Source organism: Streptomyces sp. NPDC002754 (genome assembly GCF_053592315.1).
This window is the reverse complement of record NZ_JBSFVM010000009.1, coordinates 12,969-38,447: the sequence shown is the minus strand read 5'-3', so window position 1 is coordinate 38,447 and position 25,479 is coordinate 12,969. Positions and strand designations below refer to the sequence as shown.

23 protein-coding genes are annotated in these 25,479 nt (G+C 71.2%); 15 read left to right on the top strand and 8 right to left on the bottom strand.

The window, feature by feature from the left end; all coding sequences use genetic code 11:
* Window position 1 precedes the first annotated feature (1 nt).
* The 5 genes from ACWD2L_RS20085 (at window position 2) to ACWD2L_RS20065 (ending at window position 6,702) form a co-directional block, all read left to right on the top strand.
* Window positions 2-2,566, top strand: coding sequence for an ABC transporter permease (locus ACWD2L_RS20085; RefSeq protein WP_351331134.1), 2,565 nt, complete (start codon window positions 2-4; stop codon window positions 2,564-2,566).
* A gap of 54 nt (window positions 2,567-2,620) precedes the next feature.
* Entirely contained in the window at window positions 2,621-3,511 is an 891-nt protein-coding gene (locus tag ACWD2L_RS20080) for an LLM class F420-dependent oxidoreductase (protein WP_351331135.1), read from the top strand.
* Between the two features lie 81 nt (window positions 3,512-3,592).
* A complete protein-coding gene (locus ACWD2L_RS20075; protein ID WP_351331136.1) occupies window positions 3,593-4,018 on the top strand; it encodes a GNAT family N-acetyltransferase in 426 nt (141 codons plus the stop codon).
* 189 nt (window positions 4,019-4,207) lie between these two features.
* Complete coding sequence (locus ACWD2L_RS20070; RefSeq protein WP_351331137.1) at window positions 4,208-5,692, top strand: hemolysin family protein; 1,485 nt, start codon at window positions 4,208-4,210, stop codon at window positions 5,690-5,692.
* Window positions 5,689-6,702 (top strand): hemolysin family protein, encoded by a 1,014-nt coding sequence (locus ACWD2L_RS20065; RefSeq protein WP_351331138.1) that lies wholly within the window; start codon window positions 5,689-5,691, stop codon window positions 6,700-6,702. The genes ACWD2L_RS20070 and ACWD2L_RS20065 overlap by 4 nt, the downstream gene beginning before the upstream one ends.
* Before the next feature lie 12 nt (window positions 6,703-6,714).
* Here the strand turns inward: ACWD2L_RS20065 and ACWD2L_RS20060 are convergent, their stop codons facing one another.
* Window positions 6,715-6,987: a holin gene (locus tag ACWD2L_RS20060; protein WP_351331139.1), complete on the bottom strand. Its 273-nt coding sequence runs from the start codon at window positions 6,985-6,987 to the stop codon at window positions 6,715-6,717.
* Window positions 6,988-7,110: 123 nt separating this feature from the next.
* Here ACWD2L_RS20060 and ACWD2L_RS20055 point away from each other — a divergent pair, with 123 nt between their 5' ends.
* A complete protein-coding gene (locus ACWD2L_RS20055; RefSeq protein WP_351331140.1) occupies window positions 7,111-7,908 on the top strand; it encodes an SGNH/GDSL hydrolase family protein in 798 nt (265 codons plus the stop codon).
* Between the two features lie 38 nt (window positions 7,909-7,946).
* On the opposite strand, the gene ACWD2L_RS20050 is transcribed toward ACWD2L_RS20055, so the two are convergent.
* Window positions 7,947-8,873: an NADP-dependent oxidoreductase gene (locus ACWD2L_RS20050; protein WP_351331141.1), complete on the bottom strand. Its 927-nt coding sequence runs from the start codon at window positions 8,871-8,873 to the stop codon at window positions 7,947-7,949.
* 133 nt (window positions 8,874-9,006) lie between these two features.
* Here ACWD2L_RS20050 and ACWD2L_RS20045 point away from each other — a divergent pair, with 133 nt between their 5' ends.
* Window positions 9,007-9,837, top strand: a complete 831-nt coding sequence (locus ACWD2L_RS20045; RefSeq protein WP_351331142.1) for an aldo/keto reductase — start codon at window positions 9,007-9,009, stop codon at window positions 9,835-9,837.
* Here the strand turns inward: ACWD2L_RS20045 and ACWD2L_RS20040 are convergent.
* A complete protein-coding gene (locus ACWD2L_RS20040; RefSeq protein WP_451190379.1) occupies window positions 9,834-11,321 on the bottom strand; it encodes a long-chain-fatty-acid--CoA ligase in 1,488 nt (495 codons plus the stop codon). The genes ACWD2L_RS20045 and ACWD2L_RS20040 overlap by 4 nt on opposite strands.
* Before the next feature lie 198 nt (window positions 11,322-11,519).
* Between ACWD2L_RS20040 and ACWD2L_RS20035 the strand changes: the two genes are divergently transcribed.
* From ACWD2L_RS20035 to ACWD2L_RS20010, 6 genes are all read left to right on the top strand, one after another.
* A complete protein-coding gene (locus ACWD2L_RS20035) occupies window positions 11,520-12,578 on the top strand; it encodes an AraC family transcriptional regulator (protein ID WP_351331144.1) in 1,059 nt (352 codons plus the stop codon).
* A gap of 94 nt (window positions 12,579-12,672) precedes the next feature.
* Window positions 12,673-13,743, top strand: a complete 1,071-nt coding sequence (locus ACWD2L_RS20030; protein WP_351331145.1) for a BKACE family enzyme — start codon at window positions 12,673-12,675, stop codon at window positions 13,741-13,743.
* Window positions 13,743-14,714 (top strand): quinone oxidoreductase family protein, encoded by a 972-nt coding sequence (locus ACWD2L_RS20025; protein ID WP_351331146.1) that lies wholly within the window; start codon window positions 13,743-13,745, stop codon window positions 14,712-14,714. Before ACWD2L_RS20030 ends, ACWD2L_RS20025 begins: the two co-directional genes overlap by 1 nt.
* 28 nt (window positions 14,715-14,742) lie before the next feature.
* Window positions 14,743-15,609, top strand: a complete 867-nt coding sequence (locus tag ACWD2L_RS20020) for a TauD/TfdA dioxygenase family protein (protein ID WP_351331147.1) — start codon at window positions 14,743-14,745, stop codon at window positions 15,607-15,609.
* Window positions 15,609-16,901, top strand: a complete 1,293-nt coding sequence (locus ACWD2L_RS20015) for an MFS transporter (protein WP_351331148.1) — start codon at window positions 15,609-15,611, stop codon at window positions 16,899-16,901. The genes ACWD2L_RS20020 and ACWD2L_RS20015 overlap by 1 nt, the downstream gene beginning before the upstream one ends.
* Window positions 16,898-17,497: an RBBP9/YdeN family alpha/beta hydrolase gene (locus ACWD2L_RS20010; RefSeq protein WP_351331149.1), complete on the top strand. Its 600-nt coding sequence runs from the start codon at window positions 16,898-16,900 to the stop codon at window positions 17,495-17,497. Before ACWD2L_RS20015 ends, ACWD2L_RS20010 begins: the two co-directional genes overlap by 4 nt.
* 6 nt (window positions 17,498-17,503) lie before the next feature.
* Here ACWD2L_RS20010 and ACWD2L_RS20005 read toward each other — a convergent pair whose 3' ends face one another.
* The 5 genes from ACWD2L_RS20005 to ACWD2L_RS19985 all read right to left on the bottom strand — a co-directional run bounded on the left by ACWD2L_RS20005 (window position 17,504) and on the right by ACWD2L_RS19985 (window position 22,893).
* On the bottom strand, window positions 17,504-18,862 hold the full coding sequence (locus tag ACWD2L_RS20005; protein ID WP_351331150.1) for an MFS transporter: 1,359 nt from the start codon (window positions 18,860-18,862) through the stop codon (window positions 17,504-17,506).
* A gap of 42 nt (window positions 18,863-18,904) precedes the next feature.
* Window positions 18,905-20,224 (bottom strand): histidinol dehydrogenase, encoded by a 1,320-nt coding sequence (hisD, locus tag ACWD2L_RS20000; protein ID WP_351331151.1) that lies wholly within the window; start codon window positions 20,222-20,224, stop codon window positions 18,905-18,907.
* Between the two features lie 98 nt (window positions 20,225-20,322).
* Window positions 20,323-21,318 carry a LacI family DNA-binding transcriptional regulator gene (locus ACWD2L_RS19995; RefSeq protein ID WP_351331152.1) on the bottom strand — a complete coding sequence of 332 codons (996 nt, stop codon included), beginning with the start codon at window positions 21,316-21,318 and terminating at the stop codon, window positions 20,323-20,325.
* A gap of 96 nt (window positions 21,319-21,414) precedes the next feature.
* Window positions 21,415-21,834 carry an SRPBCC family protein gene (locus ACWD2L_RS19990; protein WP_351331153.1) on the bottom strand — a complete coding sequence of 140 codons (420 nt, stop codon included), beginning with the start codon at window positions 21,832-21,834 and terminating at the stop codon, window positions 21,415-21,417.
* Window positions 21,835-21,882: 48 nt separating this feature from the next.
* Entirely contained in the window at window positions 21,883-22,893 is a 1,011-nt protein-coding gene (locus ACWD2L_RS19985; RefSeq protein ID WP_351331154.1) for an aldo/keto reductase, read from the bottom strand.
* 180 nt (window positions 22,894-23,073) lie between these two features.
* On the opposite strand from ACWD2L_RS19985, the gene ACWD2L_RS19980 reads away from it, so the two are divergent.
* Entirely contained in the window at window positions 23,074-23,970 is an 897-nt protein-coding gene (locus ACWD2L_RS19980; RefSeq protein ID WP_351331155.1) for a LysR substrate-binding domain-containing protein, read from the top strand.
* 66 nt (window positions 23,971-24,036) lie between these two features.
* On the top strand, window positions 24,037-25,476 hold the full coding sequence (gene purB / locus ACWD2L_RS19975) for an adenylosuccinate lyase (protein ID WP_351331156.1): 1,440 nt from the start codon (window positions 24,037-24,039) through the stop codon (window positions 25,474-25,476).
* Window positions 25,477-25,479 lie beyond the last annotated feature (3 nt).

Here is a 25,479-nt window from a genome sequence, read left to right as displayed (position 1 = left end):
CGTGCTGAAGGCGACGTTACGGAGCTTCCTGGCGCACAAGGGGCGCCTCGTCCTGTCCGCGCTCGCCGTCGTCCTGTCGGTGGCGTTCGTCGCGGGCAGCCTGATCTTCTCGGACACCGTGTCGCGCACCTTCGACCGGCTCTTCGCGTCGACGTCGGCGGATGTGCGGGTGGCCCCCGCGGAGGACGACTTCGACGAGTCGGTGCCGTCGGGCACGGTGCGTACGGTGCCCGCCTCGCTGGCCGGGCGGATCGACCGGGTCGACGGCGTGGCCGCCACACACATCGACGCCGGGGTCGAGAACATCACCGTCGTCGACCGGCACAACAAGTCGGTCGGACCGACCACCGGCGCGCCCACGATCGCCACCAACTGGGAGCCCACGGACCGCAGTCCGGTGCGTCTGACCTCGGGGCACGCACCGCGCGGCGCCCGCCAGGCGCTGCTCGACGCGGACACCGCCGACAAGAAGCACGTGCGCATCGGGGACCCGCTCACCATCCTCGCCAAGCCCGGCTCGTTCAAGGTCGAGGTCGTGGGCATCGCCACGTTCCGTACGACGAACCCGGGCGCGGCCCTCGTCTTCCTCGACACCGGCACCGCACAGCGCAAGCTGCTCGGCGGCAGCGGCCGGGCGACGAGCATCGCGGTGGACGCGGCTCCGGGTGTCGCCGACGCGACGCTCAAGCGGCGGATCGGGCAGGAGCTGGGCGGGTCCTACGACGTGAAGACGGCCGCCGAGGACGCCAAGTCGGCCGCCGCGGACCTGGGCGGATTCCTCGACGTCATCAAGTACGTGATGCTCGGCTTCGCCGGGATCGCCGTCCTGGTCGGCGTGTTCCTCATCGTCAACACGTTCTCGATGCTGATCGCCCAGCGGACTCGGGAGTTGGGGCTGCTCCGCGCGCTCGGCGCGGACCGCCGGCAGGTGCGGCGCTCCGTCCTTACGGAGGCGGTGCTGCTCGGGCTCGTGGGCTCGGCGGCCGGGTTCGCGCTCGGCGTGGGGCTCGCGGTCGGGCTCATCAAGGTGATGGGCGTCTTCGGGATGAACCTCAAGTCCACGGAGATGGTGGTGGGTTGGGGCACGCCTGTCGTGTCGTTCGCGGTCGGCGTCGGGGTCACGTTCGTGGCCGCGTACCTGCCGTCGCGGCGCGCGGCCCGCGTCTCCCCGATGGCCGCGCTCGCCGACGCCGAGATCGCGGGCGTGGGGCGGCCGTTGAAGGTGCGGGCGGTGGTGGGCTCGGTGATCGGCGTGGCGGGCGCCGCGGCGCTGATCGGCTGCTGGACGGCGGACGAGACCGGGACCGCGGCCTCGCTGCTCGGCCTCGGCATCGTCCTCACGCTGCTCGCGACGGTCGTCGCGGGGCCCCTTCTCGTACGTCCCGTGATCCGGGTCCTCGGCGGCACGTTCCCCAGGGTGTTCGGCTCGATCGGCCGGATGAGCCAGCGCAACGCGCTGCGCAACCCGCGCAGGACGGGCGCGACGGCCGCCGCCCTGATGGTGGGCCTCGCCCTGGTGGCGGGGATGTCGGTGGCATCCGCCTCCATGAGCAAGTCGTTCGACCAGCAGATCGACGACACGCTGGGCGCCGACTTCACCGTGCAGAACGCCAACTTCATGCCGTTCCCACAGGAGGTCACGCGGAAGATTCGGGCGACGGACGGCGTGGGCCTGGTCGTGCGCCAGCGCTTCAGCGCGCTCGCCGTGCGCATGCCGGACGGAAAGCGCGTGAAGACGACGGCCTCCGGGTGGGACCGGCGCGTCGACGGCGTCGCGCATGTCACGTACGCGCGGGGCAGCAGCGCCACGGGCCTGGCGCCCCGGCATCTGCTGCTCCAGAAGGAGTTCGCCGACGAGCACGAAGCGCGGATCGGCAGCGTCCTGCCCGTGGAGTTCCCCGGCGGGAAGCGCACGAAGCTGACCGTGGGCGCCCTGACCGACCAGGAGGCGAACGACTTCGGCATGTCCGGTGGCTTCGCGATGGGCCTGGCCACGCTGGAGAGGTTCGCGCCGGGCGGCCAGGACTCGGCGGTGTACGTCAACGCCTCCTCCGGCACCTCGCCCGACGTGTTGCGCGAGCGCCTTGAGAAGACGCTCGACCCGTATCCGCAGGTGCAGGTGCGCGACCTCGCCGACTACAAGGAACTGATCCACGGGCAGATAGCGGTGCTGCTCTATCTGGTGTACGCGCTGCTCGGCCTGGCGATCGTCATCGCGGTCCTCGGGGTGGTCAACACCCTTGCCCTGTCGGTCGTGGAACGCACGCGGGAGATGGGCCTGCTGCGGGCGATCGGGCTCGCGCGACGCCAGTTGCGGCTCATGATCCGCCTGGAGTCGGTGGTGATCGCCGTGTTCGGGGCGGTGCTCGGGCTCGCGCTCGGCCTCATATGGGGCGTGGTCGCCCAGCGGGTGCTCTCCCTGGAGGGCATGAAGGCTCTGGCGATCCCGTGGTCGACGATCGTCGCGGTGGTGGTCGGCTCGGTGGTCGTGGGACTCGCGGCGGCGCTGCTGCCGGCGCTGCGGGCCTCGCGGCTGAACGTGCTGGCGGCGATCGCGCACGAATAGCGGGCCGGACGTAGGGTCGTTCCGAAGCAACTGTCCACGTTTCGAGGAGAGTTCATGAGTAGGGAAGGTCCGGCGACGGCGCGCCCGTTCCGTTTCGGCGTCAACCTGGTCACCCCGGCGCCGGACGACGCGTGGCGCGCCAAGTGCCGGCGGGCCGAGGAGCTCGGCTACGACGTGATCCTCGTACCCGACCATTTGGGCGCCCCGTCGCCGTTCCCCTCGCTCGTGGCGGCGGCCGACGCGACGAGCCGGCCGAAGGTGGGCACGTTCGTCCTCAACTGTGCGTTCTGGAACCCGGTGTTGCTCGCCCGCGAGATCACCACCACCGTCGCGCTCACCGGCGGCCGTCTCGAGCTCGGCCTCGGCACCGGCTACGTACGCGAGGAGTTCGAGCAGGCCGGCCTGGAGTGGGGCACGCCCGGCAGCCGGGTCGGGCATCTGAAGCACACCGTCACCGAGCTGGACCGGCTGCTCGCCGCCCCCGACCAGGGGCCCCGGCCCCCGCTCCTGATCGGCGCCAACGGCGACCGGATGCTGCGGATCACGGCCGAGCACGCCGACATCGCCGCGTTCAGCGGCGCCCGCGCACCCGCGGGGAACGCGGGCGGGCTCGAACCGCTGACCGGTGACGAGTTGGAGGAGCGGGTCGAGACGTACCGGAAGTTCGCCGCCGACCGCCCGGAGAGCGCCGAACTCAACCTGCTCGTACATCTGGTGGCGGTGACGGACGACCGGCCCGCCGCCGCCCGCCCCCTCCTCGAACATCTGCCGCGGCTCACCGAGGAGCAGGTCCTGGACTCACCGCTGCTGCTCGTCGGCACCGTCGAGCAGATCGTCGAGCAACTGCTGGCGCAGCGCGAGCGGTTCGGGTTCTCGTACATCACGGTCCTGGAGCCGTTCATGGAGGCACTCGCGCCGGTGATCGAACAACTGCGGGGCCGCTGATCGAAAGGCTGTGGAGGTCCACCGAGCGTCCGGCATGTGAAATCGGCGGCGGCCGGCGGGCCGCGGTGATGGGATCGGCGCATGAGCGATCTTCGTGTACGTGCCGCAGGACCCGCCGATCTCGACGCCGCGCTCGCGTTCTGGAAGGAGGCCGCGGAGGGCACCAGCATCAGCGACGACCGGACGGGCGTCGAGCGCCTGGTCGAGCGGGATCCCGAGGCCCTGCTGCTCGCCGAGCGCGACGGGGAGCTCGTGGGCACGGTCATCGCCGGGTTCGACGGCTGGCGCTGCCATCTGTACCGGCTCGCGGTGCATCCACAGGCGCGGCGTCAGGGCATCGGGAGCGCGCTGCTCGCGGCGGCGGAGGAGCGCTTCGTCGCGCTCGGCGGGCGCCGCGCAGACGCCATGGTCCTGGACCGGAACGAGCGGGCGCACCTCGCGTGGCAGGCGGCGGGGTACGCGCCGCAGCCGCAGTGGTCCCGGTGGGTCAAGCCGCTCACCGACTGACGGTTCCGGCAGCCGGAAATATCGCTTTGCTGGTCCTTTACCATGGATGGGTTACACGAACTCCTATGAAAGGTGTGAGCGTCCGCCCATGGGCGAGCCTCCCAGTCCCCGTTTCGTCCCCCCGCGCGGCCCCCACGAGCGCGCATCTGTCCCGGCCCTGGCCGATCATGGGACGGAGGTGACGTTCCGATGACCGAAGTACTGCTGCTCGCCGTCGCAGTCCTGCTCTCACTGGCCTGCGGCGCGTTCGTCGCGGCGGAGTTCTCGCTCACGACCGTCGAGCGCGCGGATCTCGAAGAGGCCGTGGAGCGCGGTGAGCACGGCGCGGCCGGCGCTCTGCGGGCCGTCAAGAACCTCACCTTCCAGCTCTCCGGCGCCCAGCTCGGCATCACCGTCACCAACCTGGTCGTCGGCATGCTCGCCGAGCCGTCCATCTCCAAGCTCCTGTCGGAGCCGCTGCAGTCCCTCGGCCTGTCCGAGGGGGCCTCCAGCTCGGTCGCCCTGGTGCTCGGCACCGCCCTGTCGACGGTGTTCCTGATGGTCGTCGGCGAGCTGGTACCGAAGAACTGGGCGATCTCGGCCCCGCTGGCCGTGGCGAAGAAGGTGGCGACGCCGCAGCGCTTGTTCAGCGCGGCGTTCCGCCCGTTCATCACGCACCTCAACAACACCGCGAACCGGCTCGTGCGCCGCTTCGGCATCGAGCCGACCGAGGAGCTGGCCTCCGCGCGCGGCCCGCAGGAGCTGATGGCGCTCGCCCGGCACTCGGCGAAGGAGGGCGCCCTGGAGGCGGACACCGCCGAGCTGTTCGTACGCACCCTGAACCTCGCCGACCTGACCGCGGAGAACGTGATGACGCCGCGCGTCCAGGTCATGGCCCTCGACCTGCAGGCCACCTGCGAGGACGTGGCGAATGCGACGCGGGCCACCGGCCTGTCCCGCTTCCCCGTCTACCGCGGCAGTCTCGACTCGGTCGTCGGCGTCGTGCACATCAAGGACGTCCTCGCCGTGCCCGACGAGCAGCGGTCCCGCAAGGGCGTCGCCGACCTGCTGCGCGAGCCGCTGCTCGTGCCGGAGACGCTGACCGTGGACCGGCTGCTCGACCGGCTCTCCGGCAAGCGGACGATGGCCGTGGTCATCGACGAGTACGGTGGCACGGCCGGTGTCGCCACCCTGGAGGACATCGTCGAGGAGGTCGTCGGCGAGGTCCGCGACGAGCACGACCCGCACGAGACCTCCGACATCGCGGCCGCCGGCACCGACCCGGAGGGCCGGGCGCTGTACTCCGCCGACGGCGCCGCCCGCACCGACCAGCTCGCCCGGGTCGGGCTGCGCGCGCCGGACGGGCCGTACGAGACGCTCGCCGGCCTCGTCGCGACGGAGCTGGGCCGGATCCCGGACATCGGCGACAGCGTCGAGGTCACCGGGTGGCGGCTCGACGTCGTCGACGCGCACGGGCACCGCGCGGCCCGCGTACTGCTGCACGCGCCGCCGACCCCGGACCCCGAGGACCGCGGGACGGCGGACGAGACGAAGCCCGGCCGGGTGACCGCCAGGTCCAGGGCGGCGAACAGGTCCGCCAAGGTCAACAGGTCCGCCAAAGCCAACAGGTCCGACAGCTCCGACAGCTCCGACAGCTCCGACAAGGCGTCTCAGGAGAAGGGGGCGGCCCGATGACCGCGATCCAATTGCTCATCGGCCTGGCGACACTCTTCGTCAACGCCTTCTTCGTGGGCGGCGAATTCGCGCTGATCTCGGTGCGCCGCAGCCAGATCGAGCCGTACGCGGAGGAGGGCGACCGGCGCGCGCGCAGCGTCATGTGGGGCCTTCAGCACGTGTCGGCGCTGCTCGCCGCGGCGCAGCTCGGCATCACGCTGTGCACGCTGGTGCTCGGCATCGTGGCCGAGCCGGCCATCGCGCATCTGCTGGAGCCCACGTTCGACGCGGTCGGCGTGCCGCACGGCCTGATCCATCCGATCTCGTTCGTGATCGCGCTGGCCGTGGCGACGTATCTGCACATGCTGCTCGGCGAGATGGTGCCGAAGAACATCGCGCTCGCCGAGCCGGTCCGCTCGGCGCTGCTGCTCGGCCCGCCCCTGGTCACCATCGCGCGCGCCCTGCGCCCGGTGATCTTCGCGATCAACGCCTTCGCGAACGGGCTGCTCAAGCTGCTCCGCGTGGAGGCGAAGGACGAGGTCACGGCGACATTCTCGGACGACGAGCTGGCCCGCATGGTCAAGGACTCCTCCGAGGCGGGCCTGATCGACGACCGCGCGCAGGAGCGTCTGCACGACGCGCTGGAACTGGGCCGCAGGCCCATCAAGGACGTCGTCCTGCCGATCGAAAGGGTCGTCTACGCGCGCGTGGGCGTCACGCCCGAGGGGCTGGAGCGGCTCTCCGCCGAGTCCGGTTTCTCGCGCTTCCCCGTGGTGGACGAGGGCCGGCGGATCGTCGGCTACCTCCACGTGAAGGACGCCCTGGACGCGATGCCGCGGGACCTGCCGTTCCGGGTGCCGGACATGCGGTCCATCGCGCGCGTGCGGGAGACGACGCCGCTGGACGACGTGCTGACCGCGATGCGCAGCAGCCGTACGCACGTCGCGGCGGTGCTCGGCGCGGACGGCCGGCTCGCCGGTCTGGTGACCATGGAGGACGTGCTGCGGGAGCTGTTCGGCCAGCCGGTGTGAGCCCGCGGGCCGTCAGGTGCGGGTGGCGGGCGGGTCGGGAGTGGCGGGCGTAGCGGGGGCCTGCGCAGGCGTTTCGAGCACGCCCGGCCCGTGCGCCCCGATGCCCGCGGTGCCGACCGCCGTGAGGACGGCAAGCAGTGCGGCGAGGCCCGCGGTGCCGAGTGCCGCGGCCCAGTCGACGTCCAGCAGATTCGTCGCGCCGGCGACCAGCACGGCCGCGAGGGCCTGCGCGAACGTCCGGATCGCGCGCTCGGCGGTGGCCTTCCAGAATCCGATGCTCCACATGACGTACTCCCCCGTTCGCGGTGCCGTTGGTGGCGCCCGCTCCTGGCATACCGCCGCCGGGCGCCGCTGCCCAGCCCCGCGGCGCCCACCACTTCGTTGCCTCGGGATACGATCTACGAAGCCATGCACACGAACACGAACCCCCAACACACCAGCCTCGTCGCGGTCGGCGACTCCTTCACCGAAGGCATGTCGGACCTGCTGCCGGACGGTTCCTACCGGGGATGGGCCGACCTCCTCGCCGCCCGGATGGCCGCGCACACCCCGGACTTCCGCTACGCGAACCTCGCCGTACGCGGCAAGCTCATCGGCCAGATCGTCGACGAGCAGATCGACGTCGCCGCGGCCATGAAGGCCAATGTGGTGACCCTGGTCGGCGGCCTCAATGACACCCTGCGCCCCAAGTGCGACATGGTCCGCGTCCGCGATCTGCTGACACGGGCCGTGGAGACGCTGGCCCCGTCCTGCGAGCAGCTCGTCCTGATGCGCAGCCCCGGCCGCAACGGCCCGGTGATGGAGCGCTTCCGGCCGCGCATGGAGGAGCTGTTCACCTGCATCGACGAGCTGGCGGCGAAGCACGACGCCCTCGTCGTCGACCTGTACGGCGCGCCGGTCCTCGGCGACCAGCGCCTGTGGGACGTGGACCGGCTGCACCTCACCGCGGAGGGCCACCGCCGGGTCGCCGAGGCGGTCTGGCAGGGCCTCGGTTACGAAGCGGAGTCCGACTGGCGCGCCGCGCTGCCGTTCGCGCTCCCGCCGAACTGGATGTCGCGCCGGGTGGCCGACGCCCGCTTCGCGAAGCAGCACCTGGCGCCGTGGATCGGACGCCGCCTGACAGGAAGGTCGTCGGGCGACGGCCGGGCGGCGAAGCGGACGGAGCTGGCCCCGTACGTGGACGGGTCGCGGGACCACTCCGCATAAACGCCCCGCAGGGGCTCACCGCGACACAGCGCAGCAGCTCAGTCCACGGACAGCACGAGCTTGCCCCGCGTGTGCCCCTCGGCGTTGAGCCGCCAGGCCTGTGCCGCCTCGGCGAGCGGCAGCACCTGCGTGACGGGCACGGTCAGCTTCCCCGCGTCGGCGAGGTCGGCGAGCGCCGTGAGATCGGCCGGGTCCGGGCGGACCCACACGTAGTGGCCGCCCTTCTCGGCGGCCTCCGCCTCGACGATGGACGCGAACCGGTCGGGCCGGTCGAGCAGCCGCAGCGAGGTCTCCACGGCTTCCGCGCCACCGACGAAGTCGAGCGCAGCACCGACGCCCTCGGGCGCCAGCTCCGCGACGCGGTCGGCGAGTCCGGGGCCGTAGGTCACGGGTCGCGCCCCCAACTCCCTTACGAAGTCGTGGTTGTGGGCGCTCGCCGTGCCGATCACGCGGGCCCCGAGCGCCACCGCGATCTGGACGGCGAACGAGCCGACGCCGCCCGCGGCCGCGTGCACCAGGACGGTGTCCCCCGCGCCGACACCCACGCGCTTGATGGCCTGGTAGGCCGTGAGCCCGGCGAGCGGCACGCCCGCGGCCTGCTCCCAGGAGAGCGCGGCGGGCTTGCGGGCCAGCATGCGCACGTGCGCGGAGACGTATTCGGCGTAGGCGCCGAGCTGGGCGGCGTCCTTACGGATGTAGCCGAAGACCTCGTCGCCGGGCGCGTACTCCTCGACGTCGAAGCCGACGCGCTCGACCACTCCGGCCACGTCCCAGCCGGGGACGAGGGGGAAGTGTGTCTCCATGATCGGGTCGAGGCCGCCCGCGGCGAGCTTCCAGTCGACCGGGTTGACCCCGGCGGCCCGGACCCGGATCAGCACCTCCCCAGGTGCGACCTTCGGGTCGGGGAGGTCGGTGAGCCGCAGCACGTCGGGGTCGCCGTATCCGTTCAGAGTGATCGCCTTCATCCGGCCAATGGTTGCACACGGCGGTAAATGCAAGCCCGCGATACGTGCGTTTGCAATTAACCCGCGCCTGCAATTACCGTCGGGCTGCGTAAGCACCCGTAGGGCCCGTACCACCTGAGAGGCCACCCAATCCATGGCACCGTCCACCATCCCCACCGTCACCCTCAACAACGGCGTCGAGATCCCTCAGCTGGGCTTCGGCGTCTTCCAGGTGCCGGACGACGAGACCACCGCGGCCGTGACCGCCGCGCTCGAGGCCGGTTACCGCAGCATCGACACCGCGGCGATCTACGGGAACGAGACCGGCGTCGGCCGCGCGCTCGCCACCTCCGGCATCGCCCGCGAGGACCTGTTCATCACGACCAAACTGTGGAACGCCGACCAGGGCTACGACGCCACTCTGGCGGCCTTCGAGGCCAGCCTGGCCAAGCTCGGCCTCGACCACGTCGACCTGTACCTCATCCACTGGCCGACCCCGGAACGCGACCTCTACCGCGAGACCTGGAAGGCCATCGAGAAGCTGGTCGCCGACGGCCGGATCCGCGCCGCGGGCGTCTCCAACTTCCAGCCCGCGCACATCGAGCGGCTCCTGGAGGACACGCGGCTCGTCCCCGCCGTGAACCAGGTCGAGTTGCACCCGGGCCTCCAGCAGAGCGAGCTGCGCGCCGTGCACGCCGACCTCGGCATCGCCACCGAGGCGTGGAGCCCGCTCGCGCAGGGCGCGGTCCTCGGCGACGAGGCGATCACCACCATCGCCGCCCGCCACGGCAAGTCGCCCGCCCAGGTCGTGCTGCGCTGGCACCTCCAGCTCGGCAACGTCGTGATCCCCAAGTCCGTGACGCCGGCACGCATCCGCGAGAACCTCGACGTCTTCGACTTCACGCTCACGGACGACGAGCTGGCCTCCATCGCCACCCTCGACCGCGACCTGCGCACGGGTCCGCACCCGGACGAGCTCAACTAGCCGTCGGCGAGCTCGCGCTTGAGGATCTTGCCGGTCGCCCCCTTCGGCAGGGCGGCCACGATCCGCACGCGGCGCGGGTACTTGTAGGCGGCGACCCGTTCCCGGACGAACTCGCGGATGGCCTCGGGCTCGGCGCGCTCGCCGACGCGCAGGCTCACGACGGCGACGACCTCCTCGCCGTGGGTCTCGTGCGGGACGCCGAGCACGGCGGCCTCCGCGACGGCGGGATGCTCGTGGAGCACTTCCTCGATCTCCCGCGGGTAGACGTTGTAGCCGGAGCGGATGATGAGGTCCTTCTTCCGGTCGACGACGTAGTAGTAGCCGTCGTCGTCGACGCGGGCGAGGTCCCCGGTCCGCAGCCAGCCGTCCGTGAAGGCCTCACGGGTCGCCGCCGCGCGGTTCCAGTAGCCCTTCATGACGTTGTCGCCGCGGATCACTATCTCGCCCACCTCGCCCACCTCGACGGGCTGCCCGGCGTCGTCGAGGAGGCGGAGCGCGACGCCGTCGACGGGCAGCCCGATCGAGCCGGGTCGGCGGGGTCCGTCCGGCGGATTGAACGTGGCGACCGGGGATGTCTCGGACAGCCCGTAGCCCTCCAGGATCGGCACCCCGTACGTGCGCTCGAAGGCGTGCAGCGTCTGGACCGGCAGGGAGGCGCCGCCCGAGACGGCGAGCCGCAGCCGTCCGGGCCGTATCCCCATCCCCACGCCTCCATGGAGCAGGGCGGCGTACATCGTCGGCACCCCGAGGAAGAGCGTGACTCCGTCGCGTGCCATGGTCTCCAGCGCCGCCCCGGCGTCGAACCGGGGCAGCAGGGTGAGCGTCGCGCCCGCGCTCACGGCGGCGTTGAGCGCGCAGGTCTGGCCGAACGCGTGGAACAGCGGGAGCCCGCCGAAGACCACGTCGTCCCGGTCGATCCGGAGGATGCCGCGCGCGACGGTGCGCGCGTTGGCGGCGAGATTGCGATGGGTGAGCTCGGCCCCTTTGGGCGCTCCTGTCGTCCCCGAGGTGTAGAGGATCACGGCGGTGTCGTGGTCGGCGCGCTCGACGATCGACCTCAACGGCTCGGCTTCACGCAGCAGTTGGGCGAACTCCTCCGTCCCCGCGGTCAGACAGGGCCTACCCGTCGGCGCGGCAGCGGCAGTGACCTCGCCCGCACACGAGGCCGCCGTCACCACGACACGAGGCTCGCAGTCCCCCAGCACGTGGGCGAATTCCCGGGACTTCAGCAGCGGGTTCAGCGGGACCACCACGGCGCCCGCGGCGAGGATGCCGTAGTAGGCGACAGGGAAGTCGACGACATTGGGCACGGCCATGGCCACCCGGTCACCGGTCCGCACGCCCCGCTCCCCCAACAGCGAGGCGAACCGGGCACAGGCATCGCCGAGCCGCTCATACGTGAGACGGTCCCCGCCCTGTCGCACGGCCGGCCGGTCGCCGTGCTCCCGGGCGGCTGTGACGAGGAGGGTGGCAAGGTTGGTCATGCGGCTCCTTCGAGGGCTGATCTTCGGCCGGTGCCTTGTCAACGCGCTGTCCGGCCGGTTTCCTGGCGTTCGGTAACTCCGTGACCGGGTGGCCTCGGGGACCGTCGCGGCGCTGCCACGCTAGGTCGCGGTCCGGTCCCCCGCTTGCCCCCTCGTGACGTACGACTTATCCAACGGGGACAGGCAAGGAGCGTGCCCATGAAGCCCCGCGTCCGCAGCGCCGCGCTCAGCGGCTACGTCCCGCTCGCCCGCTCGCTCGGCATCGCCCCGGATCCGCTGCTGCGCGAGGTGGGCCTGCGCCCCGCCGAACTCTCCGTACAGGACCGGTGGATCCCCGGGCCCGCCGTGACCCGGCTGCTCGAACGGTCGGCCGCCGTGGCGGGCCGCGAGGACTTCGGGCTGCTGCTCGCCGGACGGCGGCGGTTCGCGAACCTGGGGCCGATCAGCCTGGTGGCGCGCGAGGAGCCGACCCTGCGCAGCGCGCTCGATCTGCTGATCCGCCACGAGGACGCGTACAACGAGATGCTGCACGGCCGGCTCGACGAGTCGGAGGGGCGGTCGGTGCTGAAGGTGTGGCTCGAATCCGGTGAGCCGGCGCCCACACGTCAGGCGACGGAGCTGGCCGTGGGCGTCTTCCACCACGTCGTACGGGAGATACTGGGCGACCGCTGCCGCCCTGCCGCCATCTGTTTCACCCACCCGGCGCCCACCGAACCCGGCACACACCACCGCCTGTTCGGCCCCGCCGTGGAGTTCGGCCGCGCGTTCAACGGCCTGGTGCTGCACGCGCGTGACCTCGACGCCCCCAATCCGCACTCGGATCCGCTCCTGCACGCCTACGCCCGCCAGTACTTCGACTCGGTCACCGAGCCGCGCGGGGCCGCCCTGGTCGATCAGGTGCGGGAGTTGATCGAGGCGCTGCTGCCGACGGGGCGCTGCTCCATCGAGGCGGTCGCGCACAGTCTCGGCGTGGACCGCAGGACGGTGCACCGTCATCTGGCATCGGCGGAGCACACGTTCTCCTCGCTGCTCAACGCCACCCGCGCCCGCCTCGCCGAGCAGTTGGTGGCGAATCCGCGCCATCCGCTGACCGAGGTCTCACTCCTCCTCGGCTTCTCCGCACCCAGCGGCTTCTCACGGTGGTTCCGCGACCAGTTCGGCTGTACGCCGCGGGCTTGGCGGGCCCAACGTACGGGGAGTTCGGAGACAGCGGAGAGATCGGGGACAGCGGGGAGATCAACCCCTGTCCCCAAGTGACAAGTTGGCTGTCCCTTTCGGTTAAGCGGGCCGCGTAACCCCTCCTTAACGTGGCGGTGGTAGGCGAGAAACCGCACCGAAGGGGAGCAAACCCATGCATTTCCACGACGATTCCCTCTACCCCGAGAACCAGCAGAAGCTGGTCATCCAGGCCGCGCCGTACGGCCCCGAGTGGCTGCCCGGCGACGCCGACGACCTGCCGATGACCATGGACGAGCATGTCCGGGCCGCCGTGGACTGCTACAACGCGGGCGCCACAGTGCTGCACATCCACGTACGCGAACCGGACGGGCACGGCTCGAAGCGCCTGTCGATGTTCAACGAGCTGATGGGCCGGCTGCGGGAGGCCGTGCCGGACATGGTGCTGCAGATCGGCGGCTCGATCTCCTTCGCGCCCGAGGACGAGGGCGGTGACGCGCAGTGGCTCAGCTACGACACCCGCCACATGCTCGCGGAGGTCTCGCCGGCACCCGACCAGGTCACCATCGCCATCAACACCAACCAGATGAACATCGTCGAGATCTTCGACGACGCCGACATCGAGGGCACGTCCATCGCCAAGCCGGGCTACTACAAGGCGTATCGGGACATGGTCGTCGAGGCGGGTCCCGAGTTCTACCTGGAGCACCTGAAGCGGTTGCGGGCGAACGGCATCCAGCCGCACTTCCAACTCGCCAACCTGTCCCAGCTGGAGACGGTCGAGCGCCTCGTCCGCAAGGGCGAGTACCACGGCCCGCTCGTCCTCAACTACGTGGCGATCGGCGGCGGGTTCGCGGGCCGGCACCCCGCCGACCTGGTCGAGTTCATCCGACGGGTTCCTGACGGCGCGGTGCTCACCATCGAGGCCTCGATGCGCGCGGTGGCTCCCATGAACGCGGTCGGGATCGCGCTCGGCGCACACGTCCGGGTCGGCAACGAGGACAACCTGTGGAGCCGCAAGGGCGAGCGGATGTCGTCGGTGCAGCAGGTCGAGCAGATGGTACGGATCGCCGACGCCGTCGGCCGCGAGGTGGCCTCCGGGCCCGAGGCGCGGGAGATCTACCGGCTCGGCGAGTGGTACGACACCACCGAAGAGACCCTCGCGCAGCTCGGCATGGTACCCAACCGCCGCCCCGGGCAACGCGGTTCGATGCTGCGTCCCGTCGCGACCGAGGGCAAGAACTGATGGCGTACGCGGTCCGTTTCCACGAGACGGGCGGCCCCGATGTGCTGCGCTGGGAACAGGTCGCCGTGGACGCCCCGGGCCCCGGCGAGGTGCGCATCCGGCATCAGGCGGTCGGCCTGAACTTCGCCGACACCTATTTCCGCACCGGCCTGTACCCGGCGCCCCTGCCAGCGGGGCTCGGCGTCGAGGGCTCAGGCGTGATCCTGGCCGTGGGACCGGGCGTGACGGAGTTCGCCGAGGGCGACCGGGTCACGTACACGGGAAGCCCGCTCGGCGCGTACAGCACCGAGCGCGTGATGCCCACAGGGTCCCTGATCAAGCTCCCGGACGCGATCGGCTTCGACACGGCCGCGGCCATGACGATGCGCGGCCTGACCTCCGCGTACCTGCTGCGCCGCATCCATCCGTTGAAGGCGGGCGACACGATCCTGCTGCACGCGGCGGCCGGTGGCGTCGGGCTGATCCTCACCCAGTGGGCGAAGCTGCTCGGCATCAGGGTCATCGGCACGGTCTCCACGGAGGAGAAGGCGGCCGTCGCCCGCGAGCACGGCTGCGACCACACCATCCTGTACCGGCGCGAGAACGTCCCGGAGCGGGTCCGTGAACTCACCGACGGGGAGGGCGTTCCGCTCGTCCTCGACAGCATCGGCAAGGACACGGTCGAGGCGTCGATGGCCTCGCTGCGCCGCCGCGGACTGCTGGTGTGCTTCGGCACGGCATCGGGTGTGCCACCGCTGGACGCCATGCAACTGGCCGTCCACGGCTCACTGTTCGTGACGCGGCCCGCGCTGGCCGACTACATCGCCGATCCGGCCGAACGGGCCGCCCTCGCCGGGGAGTTGTTCGGCCATGTGGCGGCCGGCCGGATCACGGTCCGGATCCCGCAGCGGTTCGCGCTGCCGGACGCGGTGGACGCGCACCGCGCCCTGGAGTCGGGCCGCACGACGGGCTCGTCCGTCTTCGTCCTCTGAACATCTCCGCGCTTCTCCGGGAGTACCCATGCCTGTCCGTACCGCCCTCACCGTCGAACCCCTGACCTGCACACTCGGCGCCGAGCTGCACGGGGTCCAGCTCAGCGACGCCGCCCGCGAGGAGGAGCTGTTCGCCGAGATCCGTCAACTCCTCCTCCAATACAAGGTGTTGTTCCTGCGCGACCAGAACATGTCGCGGGCCGAACACGTCACCTTCGCCTCCCGCTTCGGCCCGCTGGAGGACCATCCGGTGGCGGGCAGCGACCCCGAGCACCCCGGCCTCGTCCGCATCTACAAGGACCTCGACAGCAAGCCCGAGCACTACGAGAACGCCCTGCACTGCGACGCGACATGGCGCGAGTCCCCGCCGATGGGCGCGGTGCTGCGCTGCATCGAGGGCCCGCCGGTCGGCGGCGACACCATGTGGATCGACATGGCCGAGGCGTACCGGCGCCTGCCCGACCGGGTCAAGCAGCGCATCGAAGGGCTGCGCGCCCGGCACAGCATCGAGGCGACGTTCGGCGCGGCTCTGCCGACGGCGGAGCGGCACGCGCTCAAGGAGCGCTTCCCCGACGCGGAACACCCCGTGGTGCGCAGGCACCCCGAGACCGGCGAGAAGATCCTCTTCGTCAATGCGTTCACCACGCACTTCGTGAACTACCACCGTCCCGAGAACGTGCGCTTCGGCCAGGACTACGCGCCCGGCGCCGCCGACCTCCTGCGCTATCTGATCAGCCAGGCGGCCGTCCCCGAGTACCAGGTGCGCTGGCGCTGGAGCCCGGACTCCGTCGCGATCTGGGACAACCGCTCCACCCAGCACTACGCCGTCCAGGACTACTGGCCCGCCGTGCGCCGCATGGAGCGCGCCGGCATCACCGGCGACCGACCGTTCTGATGGCGGGGCCCGTCCTGACATCGGAGGCCGTGGACGCCCCTCCGATCGTGTCGCGGCGCTACGCGTGGCTGGTGTTCGCGCTGAGTTTCGCCCTGCTGCTGTCCGACTACATGTCCCGGCAGGTGCTCAACGCCGTCTTCCCGATACTCAAGGCCCAATGGCTGCTCTCCGATGGCCAGTTGGGCTCCCTGAGCGGTGTCGTCGCGCTCATGGTCGGCGTGCTGACCTTCCCGCTGTCCCTGCTCGCGGACCGCTGGGGGCGGGTGCGCATCCTGGTCGCGGCCGCCACGGTGTGGAGCCTGGCGACCCTGGGCTGCGCCGTCGCGGCGGGCTACGGCGAGATGTTCCTGGCCCGCTTCTTGGTCGGCATCGGGGAAGCGGCCTACGGCAGCGTCGGCATCGCGGTCGTTCTCAGCGTCTTCCCTGTGGCCTTGCGGGCGACACTGGCCGGTGCGTTCATGGCCGGGGGTTCGTTCGGGTCCGTCCTCGGTGTCTCGGTCGGCGGCATCGTGGCGCAGGCGCACGGCTGGCGCTGGGCGTTCGGCGTGATGGGCCTGTACGGGCTCGTGCTCGCGGTCGTCTACGGCCTCGTCGTCAAGGAACGACGGATCGGCGGCGCCGGGCGGCGCTCCGAGGGCACCCAACACCCATCGGTCCGCCCGCAGTTGCCCCACCTGTTCAACTCGGCCTCCGTCATCTGCGCCTACGTCGGCAGCGGACTGCAGATGTTCCTGGCGATGGCGCTGCTGACGTGGATGCCCAGCTATCTGGACCGGGCGTACGGGCTGCCGACGAGCAAGGCGGGCCTGGCGGCAGGGGTGTTCGCCCTCATCGGCGGGATCGGGATGATCGCCTGTGGCGCCGTCGCCGACCGGCTCAGCCGTGCGGCGCCGATCCGCAACTGGAGCGTGGCGATCGTCTGCAGCCTCGGCTCGCTGACCCTCCTGACCACCGGCTTCCTGCTGCCTACCGGACCGGCGCAGCTCGCTCTCGTCGGCCTCGGCACGCTGCTCGCGGGCGGCACGTCGGGCCCCGCGGCGGCGATGGTGGCGAGCCTGACGCCCGCTGCCATCGCGGCGACGGCGCTCGCCACGCTCACCCTCGCCAACAGCCTCATCGGCCTGGCGCCCGGCCCCGCCCTGACCGGGATGCTCGCCGACCAGCTGGGCCTGGCCGGGGCGCTGCGCGTGATCCCGCTGGTCGCACTCCTGGGTGCCACGGCCTTCGCCATCGGCAGAAGCACGTACGAGAAGGACCTGTGCCGACCGACCCCCTTGGAGCCCTCGCCATGATTGACAGGAACACCATGAACAACCCGGAACCGCCCACCGTGGTGATCGTCCCCGGCCTGCGGGACCACGTCCCGGACCACTGGCAGACCCACCTCGCCCACGAACTCCCCCACTCCCGCACCGTTCCACCCCTGGAGCGCGATCGCCTCAGCCGAGCCGGACAAGTGGAGTCACTGCAACGAGAGTTGAGTGACACACCCGGGCCAGTTCTCCTGGTGGCGCACAGCGCGGGCGTACTGACCACCGTCCACTGGGCGCGGCAGCACAGCGCACGCGTCGTCGGAGCGCTGCTCGCCGCCCCACCCGACTTCGACGCCGAACTGCCCGACGGCTACCCCTCCCGCAGGGAGTTGCGCGAGCACGGCTGGTCACCGGTCCCGCGCGAGCGGCTCCCCTTTCCCAGTGTCGTCGCCGCGAGCAGGAACGACCCCTTGGCGCCCTTCGACCGGGCGAGTGCCCTGGCCGCCTACTGGGGCAGCCGCCTCGTGGACCTCGGGCCGGTGGGCCACCTCAACCCCGCGTCCGGCTACGGCCGCTGGCCCCGCGCCATGGAACTGCTGAGTGAACTCGGCGCGACGCACCGGGCCTTCACGTAGGGCCGGTCAGTGCGCGGGCACGGCCTGCACGTCCCGCTCCTCCGTCGTCGCGCCGACCTCCGACAGCTCCCGGTCCCGCAGGTCCGGCGCGAACGCGATGGCGACCATCGCGATCACCGTCGTCACGATGGCGAACGCGATGACCATCCACAGACCGCCGTCGGCCCACAGCACCATCGCGCCGGCCAGCGCCGGGGTGAAGCTCGCCAGGAGGATCGACGCCATCTGGTAGCCGATGGAGATGCCCGAGTAGCGGACCGCCGTGGGGAACATCTCGCAGTACAGGGCGGGCAGCGGCGCGTACACCATGGCGTGGCCGAGGGCGAGGAACAGCACCACGCCCGCGACGATCGCCCACAGCTGCCCGGTGTGCACCAGCGCGAAGACCGGCCAGGTCGTGACCACGATCAGGGCGCCGCCGATGAGGAAGGTCCGGACGCGTCCGATGCGGTCGGAGACGGCTCCGAACACCGGGATCATCACGATGTTCACCGCGGCGCCGATCATCGAGGCCGTGAGGCCGTAGCTCTTCGGCGCGCCGAGGGTGCTGGTGACGTAGGACAGGATGAACGTCGTGAACAGGTAGTAGTTTCCGGCCTCGGCGAAGCGGCCGAAGATCGTGATCAGCAGGGCCTTGCGGTGGTCGCGGAAGACGACCGCCGCGGGCGCCTTGCGGCGCTCCAGTTCGGCGTCCATCTTGCGCTTCTCTTCGAGGAACGCCGGGCTCTCGGTGGCCCGCAGGCGGATGAAGAAGCCGACCGCGGCGAGGATCACGCTGAGCAGGAACGGCAGCCGCCAGCCCCACTCGTCGAAGGCGTCACCGGAGAGCCACGAGGCCAGCGACACCGCGGCCGTGCCAAGCAGCAACCCCGCCGAGACCCCGATCTGCGGCCACGCACCGAAGTAGCCGCGCCGCTTCTTCGGCGCGTTCTCGACGGCGACGATGGCCGCCCCGCCCCACTCGCCACCGACGGCGAACCCCTGCGCGAGCCGCAGCACGCACAGCAACAGCGGTGCCGCGACGCCGATCTGGTCGTAGGTCGGCACGAGCCCGATCGCCGCCGTGGCCACCGTCATGATCGAGAACGTGAGGATCAGCGTGGACTTGCGGCCGATCCGGTCCCCGAGGTGTCCGGCGACGAACGCGCCGATCGGCCGGGCCAGGAACCCCACGCCGAACGAGGCGAGCGAGACGATCTGGCCGATGCCGGGCGACAGGTTCGGGAAGAACAGGTGCCCGAACACCAGCGCCGCGGCGGTGCCGTAGATCGTGTACTCGTACCACTCGACGATCGCGCCGATGGTGCCGGACTGCAGTGACCGGCGCCGGAGTTGCTCCGGTGTCGGGGTGGCGGCGGTGGCCATGGGATCTCCGTTGATCAGGGTGAGCGGGGCGGGCCGGTGCGGTCAGGAGCGGGCGGACTCGTAGTGGTCGGTCCACGGCAGCGTGGCGCCGGCGTACTTGGCGGCGCGGACGTCACCGGAGCGGGCGTGCCCCTCGAACAGCTCGACGCGGGCCGCGCGGCCGCACAGCTCCCCGAGTTCGGCGGAGGACTTCTCCTCGCGCACCTCCTGGTACGTGACGGTGCGCAGGTACATGCCGACCCACAGGCCGCCGGTGTAGCGGGCGGCGCCGCGGGTGGGCAGCACGTGGTTGGTGCCGATCACCTTGTCGCCGTAGGAGACGCAGGTGCCCTCGCCGAGGAACAGGGCGCCGTAGGCGTGCATCTTGTCCAGGGCCTCGCGGGGGTTCCCGGTGAGGATCTGCACGTGCTCGTAGGCGAAGTCGTCGGCGCCGCGGTAGGCCTCGTCGAGGTCGTCGACCAGGATGATCTGGCCGTGGTCGCGCCAGGCCGGGCCCGCGATGTCGCCGGTCTGCATGCCGGGCAGGATCTCTTCGATGTGCCGCTGGACCTCGTCGGCGACCCGCCGGCTGGTGGTGATCAGGGCGGCGGGCGAGTCCGGTCCGTGCTCGGCCTGCGAGAGCAGGTCGACGGCGGCGACGAACGGGTCGGCCGCCTCGTCCGCGACGACCAGGATCTCGGTCGGCCCGGCGAACAGGTCGATGCCGACCTCGCCGAACAGCTGGCGTTTGGCCTCGGCGACGTAGGCGTTGCCGGGACCCGCGAGCATGTCGACCGGCTTGATGGTCTCCGTGCCGACGGCCATCGCGGCGACCGCCTGGACGCCACCGAGAACGTAGATCTCGTCCGCGCCCGCGAAGTGCATGGCGGCGATGGTCGCGGCGGGGATCTCGCCGCGGATCGGCGGGGTGCAGGCCACCACGCGCGGCACACCCGCGGCCTTGGCGGTCACGATCGTCATGTGCGCGGAGGCGGTCAGCGGGTAGCGGCCGCCGGGGATGTAGGCGCCGACGGACTGGACCGGCACGTGCCGGTGGCCGAGGAAGACGCCCGGCGCGGTCTCGATCTCGATCTCGGACATCGAGTCGCGCTGCGCCTCTGCGAACCGGCGGACGTTGGCCTGGACCGTCTTGATGTCCTCGATGACCTGCGGGTCGAGGGTGCCGATGATCTCGGCAAGGCGCTCGCCCTCCAGCCGGAAGGACTCCGGCTCCCAGCGGTCGAAGCGCGCCGACAGGGCGCGGACGGCTTCGTCGCCACGGCTGCGTACGTCGGCGATCAGCTCGCGGACAGCCTGCCCGACGGTGTCGTCACCGGACGGCGCGGTGGACGGGGTGGTGGCGGCCTTGATGGTGCGGGACACACCCAGCTCCTCACTGTGATGGATACGTATCCATTGGATACGTATCCATAGAATGGAAGACGGAGGCCGGAACGGTCAAGAGGGGTTTGCGAGGAGATTTACGCGGGTCCTGTGGTGGAGCGGCCGACGAACTCCACGGGCAGCACCTCGTGCCGGTGCGGCAGCTCGGGGTCCTCGAGCCGGCCGAGCAGCAGCTCGACGCCGACCTGCGCGATCCGCTCCAGCGGCTGGCGCACGGTCGTCAGGTCGATCCGCTCCCACGCGGAGAGCGGCACGTCGTCGCAGCCCACGATGCTCAACTCGCCCGGTACGTGCACGCCTTCGGCCGCGGCGGCGTTCAGCGCGGCGTATGCCATGACGTCGTTGTGGCAGTAGAGCGCCGTCGGCCGCTCGGGCGCGGCGAGCAACGCGCGCACCGCCGCGTAGGCGGTGGCGTAGTCGTAATCGCCGTCGATCTCGGTGAGGGTGGCCGCGCCGGCGGCCCGCACCCGGTCGCGGAAGCCGCGGCCGCGCTGCTGGGCCGTGCTCGACCGGGCCAGGCCGCACACCATCGCGATCCGGCGGTGCCCGAGGCCCAGCAGATGCTCGGCGGCGAGCTCGCCCGCGGTCGGGTTGTCGGCCTCGACCTGGTCGGCGGGAAAGTCCTCCAGGGTGCGGTGGACCAGCACGACGGGGATGCCGTGGCCCGCCATCCGGTGCGCCAACGGCTCGTCCTGCAACGCCGAGGTGAACACGACCCCGTCGACGCCCTCGCGGCGCAACTGCGCGAGCCCCTCCTCCGCGGTCATCACGTCCGTGACCAGCGTGAGGCGCATGCCCTGCTCGTGCAGGACGCGCTCCATCGCCTTGACCATGACCGGGTAGAACGGGTTCGTCAGATCGCGGATGACCACTCCGATCAGGTCGGAGCGGGAGCCCACGAGGCTGCGCGCGGCCTGGCTGGGCTGGAAGTCGTACTTGGCGACCACGTCGAGCACACGGCGGCGCGTCTCGGGCGCGACGCTCCCGCCGTTCAGGACGCGGGAGACGGTCGACTGCGCCACTCCGGCCTCGCGGGCGATCTGCACGCTGGTGACGGTCGGCCGCCGCGCCATATGTCCTTACCTCCGGGTCGGGTCGAGGCAAGGATACGGATCGCCGGGCGCCGGAGGCATTCCGCCTCCGGCACGCATCCGGGGTCGGCGGGTCGGTCAGGCCTGAACGGTCTTCAGGAGTGCCGCGAGCCCGTCGGCGTAGATGCCGTGGAAGAGCTCCTCGGCCTCGGTGTCGCTCACGCCGACCGGGGTGAACGAGCCCGACCACTCGACGCGGGAGGCGTCGGGGCTGCCGGGGACGGCGTGCACCGTGATGGTCGAGAGGTAGCCGGTGACCGGGAACGGGGCCTGTTCGATGGCGTAGCCGTAGTGGCGCTCGGCCTCGTTGAACTCGACGAGGCGCTCGACGATGACGCCGCCGTCCGCGTTCGTCAGATGGCGCACGCGGCCGCCCTCACCGAGCTCGCTCTTCGGGATGTACGGGAGCCAGTCCGGCAGCGAGCCGAAGCCGCCGATGAGCTGCCAGACGCGGTCGGGGCTCCGCGGGATGTCGAGGGATGCGGTGGTGGAAGCCATGGTGGGCCCCTCCTTTACGTACAACTGGGACGTGCAACTGGTGTGAGTTCAGGCGTTGTTGGGGAGCGGCGCGGCCGGGCTGACGAGGCCCTCGGCGCGCAGGTCGGTCCAGAACGCGGCCGGGATCTCCTCGGCGAGGGCGGCGGTGTCCTCGGCGATGCGGCTCGGGCGGGTGGCGCCGGGGATCACTGCGGCGGAGGCCGGGTGGGCCAGGGAGAACTGCAGGGCGGCGGACTTGATGCCGATGCCGTGCTTCTCGGTGAGCACCTTCAGTCGGGCGACGCGGTCGATGATCTCCTGCGGCGCCTCCTGGTACTCGAAGTGGGTGCCGCCCGCGAGGATGCCGGAGCTGTAGGGGCCGCCCGCGACCAGGTCGACGCCCTGTTCCTGAGCCATGGGCAGCAGACGCGTGAGGGCGTGGTCGTGGTCGAGGAGCGTGTAGCGGCCGGCGAGCAGGAAGCCGTCGGGCCGCGGCTCGTCGAGGGCGAGGGTCAGCTCGATGGGCTCGGTCTTGTTGACGCCGAGGCCCCAGGCCTTGATGACGCCCTCGTCCCGCAGCCGGGACAGGACACGGAAGGCTCCGGTGCGGGCCTCCTCGAACTTCTGGATCCACTGGTCGCCGTGGAAGTCCTGGGCGATGTCGTGGACCCAGACGATGTCGAGACGGTCGGTGCCGAGGCGCTTGAGGCTGCCCTCGATGGAGCGCTCGGTGGCGTCGGCGGTCCACTCGTGGAGGATCTTGTTCGGGTTGCCGTGCTCGAACAGGCCGCCCTTCTCCCCGAAGTCGGGGACGTCGCTCTCGTGCTCGTCGAGGATGACGCGGCCGACCTTGGTAGACAGGACGTAGGAGTCGCGCGGCTTGCTGGACAGGACCTCGCCCAGGCGCTCCTCGGCCAGTCCCGCGCCGTAGAAGGGGGCGGTGTCGAAGTAGCGGATTCCGTGGTCCCAGGCCGCCTCGACGGTGGCACGTGCCTCGCCGTCGGGGATCGCGCGGAACATGTTGCCGAGGGGTGCGGTGCCGAAACCGAGCCGGCCGGGGAGGAGGGACTTGAGGCCCATGGAGATCGTTCCTTGCCTTGGTGCTGTATGCCTGGTGCCGTACGCATGGTGCGCAGCGCGGCTTGAGGAGTTTTCCGCTGGTTTCTCCTGCTCCGCGGCTCTTGCTCCTCCGAGGCTAGGATCGACGGGTAAGACTGTCCAAGACTTGCTTGGACATACTTGAGTCCCCCGAGGTCCAACATGCTTGACCTGCGACAACTTCGCTATTTCGTGGCCGTGGCCGAGGAGGAGCACGTCGGCCGGGCCGCCGAGCGGCTGCACATCTCGCAGTCGCCGCTGAGCCGGCAGATCGCGCAGCTGGAGAAGAACCTGGGCCTGACCCTGTTCGAGCGCAGCCAGCAGCGCATCCGGCTCACCTCCGACGGCCGCGTCTTCCTCACCGAAGCGACGGCGCTGCTGCGGCACGCCGCCCGCCTGGAGAACCTCGGCCGCCGCCTGGGCCGCGGCGAGGAGGGCGGCCTGTGCGTCGGCTACGTCGGCGACGCCATGCACACCGGCCTGCTGCCCAAGGCGCTGCGCTCGCTCAACGAGGAGCGCCCCGGTATCCACGTCGCTCTCTACGACATGACCGCGCACGAGCAGTTCGAGGGTCTGCGCCAGCGCAGCCTCGACCTCGCCCTGGTCCGGGAGGCCCCGCCCGAGGACGATCCGGACCTGCGCGGCACGCTCCTCCTGGAGGACCCGCTGCTCCTGGCCGTCCCCAGCACCCACCCGCTGGCGGGCGCGGACGAGGTGCGGCCCGAGGACCTCGACGGCCTGCCGTGGATCGCCGTGGAGGATGCGCAGGACCACGTCTGGCGTGACGACTTCGTCGCGGCCTGCGCCGCCGCCGGGTTCACCCCGGACATCCGCTTCGAGGCCCCCGAACCACTCACGGCGGTGGGCCTGGTGGCGTCGGGGCTCGGTGCGGCGTTCGTCCAGCGGAGCATGCTGCCCGAACGCCGCACCGAGGGCGTCACCGTGCGCGAACTCCACTGGCTTGCCCGGTCCGTTCGCCTGTGGGCCGTCTGGCACCAGGTCGACCTGCGCCCTGTCGTGTCGTCGTTCCGTGCGACGGTGCTGGCCACCGGGGGGTGACCTGTACGTTCCTACATTCGGACGACGGTTCGGAGCCTGTAGGGACGCCCGGTAAACTCCGTACACGTGACTGCGCCTGCCAAGCCCCGTATCCCGAATGTTCTCGCCGGCCGCTATGCCTCCGTCGAGCTCGCCACTCTCTGGTCCCCCGAGGAGAAGGTGAAGCTGGAGCGACAGCTCTGGCTCGCCGTGCTGAAGGCTCAGAAGGACCTCGGGATCGACGTCCCGGACGCCGCGATCGCCGACTACGAGCGCGTGCTCGACCAGGTCGACCTGGCCTCCATCGCCGAGCGCGAGAAGGTCACGCGGCACGACGTGAAGGCCCGGATCGAGGAGTTCAACGCGCTCGCCGGGCACGAGCAGGTCCACAAGGGCATGACGTCCCGCGACCTGACGGAGAACGTCGAGCAGCTCCAGGTCCGGCTGTCGCTGGAGCTGGTCCGCGACCGTGCCGTCGCCGTCCTCGCCCGCCTCGGCAAGCTCTCCGGCGAGTACGGCGAGCTGGTCATGGCCGGCCGCTCGCACAACGTCGCGGCGCAGGCCACCACCCTCGGCAAGCGCTTCGCGACCGCCACCGACGAGCTGCTCGTCGCGTACGGCCGGGTCGAGGAGCTGCTGAACCGCTACCCGCTGCGCGGCATCAAGGGACCGGTCGGCACGGCGCAGGACATGCTCGACCTGCTCGGCGGCGACGCCGACAAGCTGGCCGACCTGGAGCAGCGGATCGCCCAGCACCTGGGCTTCTCGCAGGCCTTCACCTCCGTCGGCCAGGTCTACCCGCGCTCGCTCGACTACGAGGTCGTGACCGCGCTGGTGCAGCTGGCCGCCGCGCCTTCGTCCACGGCGAAGACGATCCGGCTGATGGCCGGGCACGAGCTGGTCACCGAGGGCTTCAAGCCGGGCCAGGTCGGCTCCTCCGCGATGCCGCACAAGATGAACACCCGCTCCTGCGAGCGCGTCAACGGCCTCATGGTCATCCTGCGCGGCTACGCGTCGATGACCGGCGAGCTGGCCGGCGACCAGTGGAACGAGGGCGATGTCTCGTGCTCGGTGGTGCGTCGCGTGGCGCTGCCGGACGCGTTCTTCGCGCTCGACGGTCTCCTTGAGACGTTCCTGACGGTGCTCGACGAGTTCGGCGCCTTCCCGGCCGTCGTCGCCCGTGAGCTGGACCGCTACCTGCCGTTCCTCGCCACCACGAAGGTGCTCATGGCCTCGGTGCGCGCGGGCGTCGGCCGCGAGGAGGCCCACGAGGCCATCAAGGAGAACGCGGTGGCCTCCGCCCTCGCGATGCGCGAGCAGGGCGCCGAGCGCAACGAGCTGCTCGACAAGCTGGCCGCCGACTCCCGGATCCCGCTGGACCGCGCGCAGCTCGACGGGCTGATGGCGGACAAGCTGTCGTTCACGGGCGCCGCAGCCGGCCAGGTCGCGCAGATCGTGGCCCGCGTCGAGGAGATCGCGAAGCAGCACCCGGAGGCCGCCGGGTACACGCCGGGAGCGATCCTCTGACCC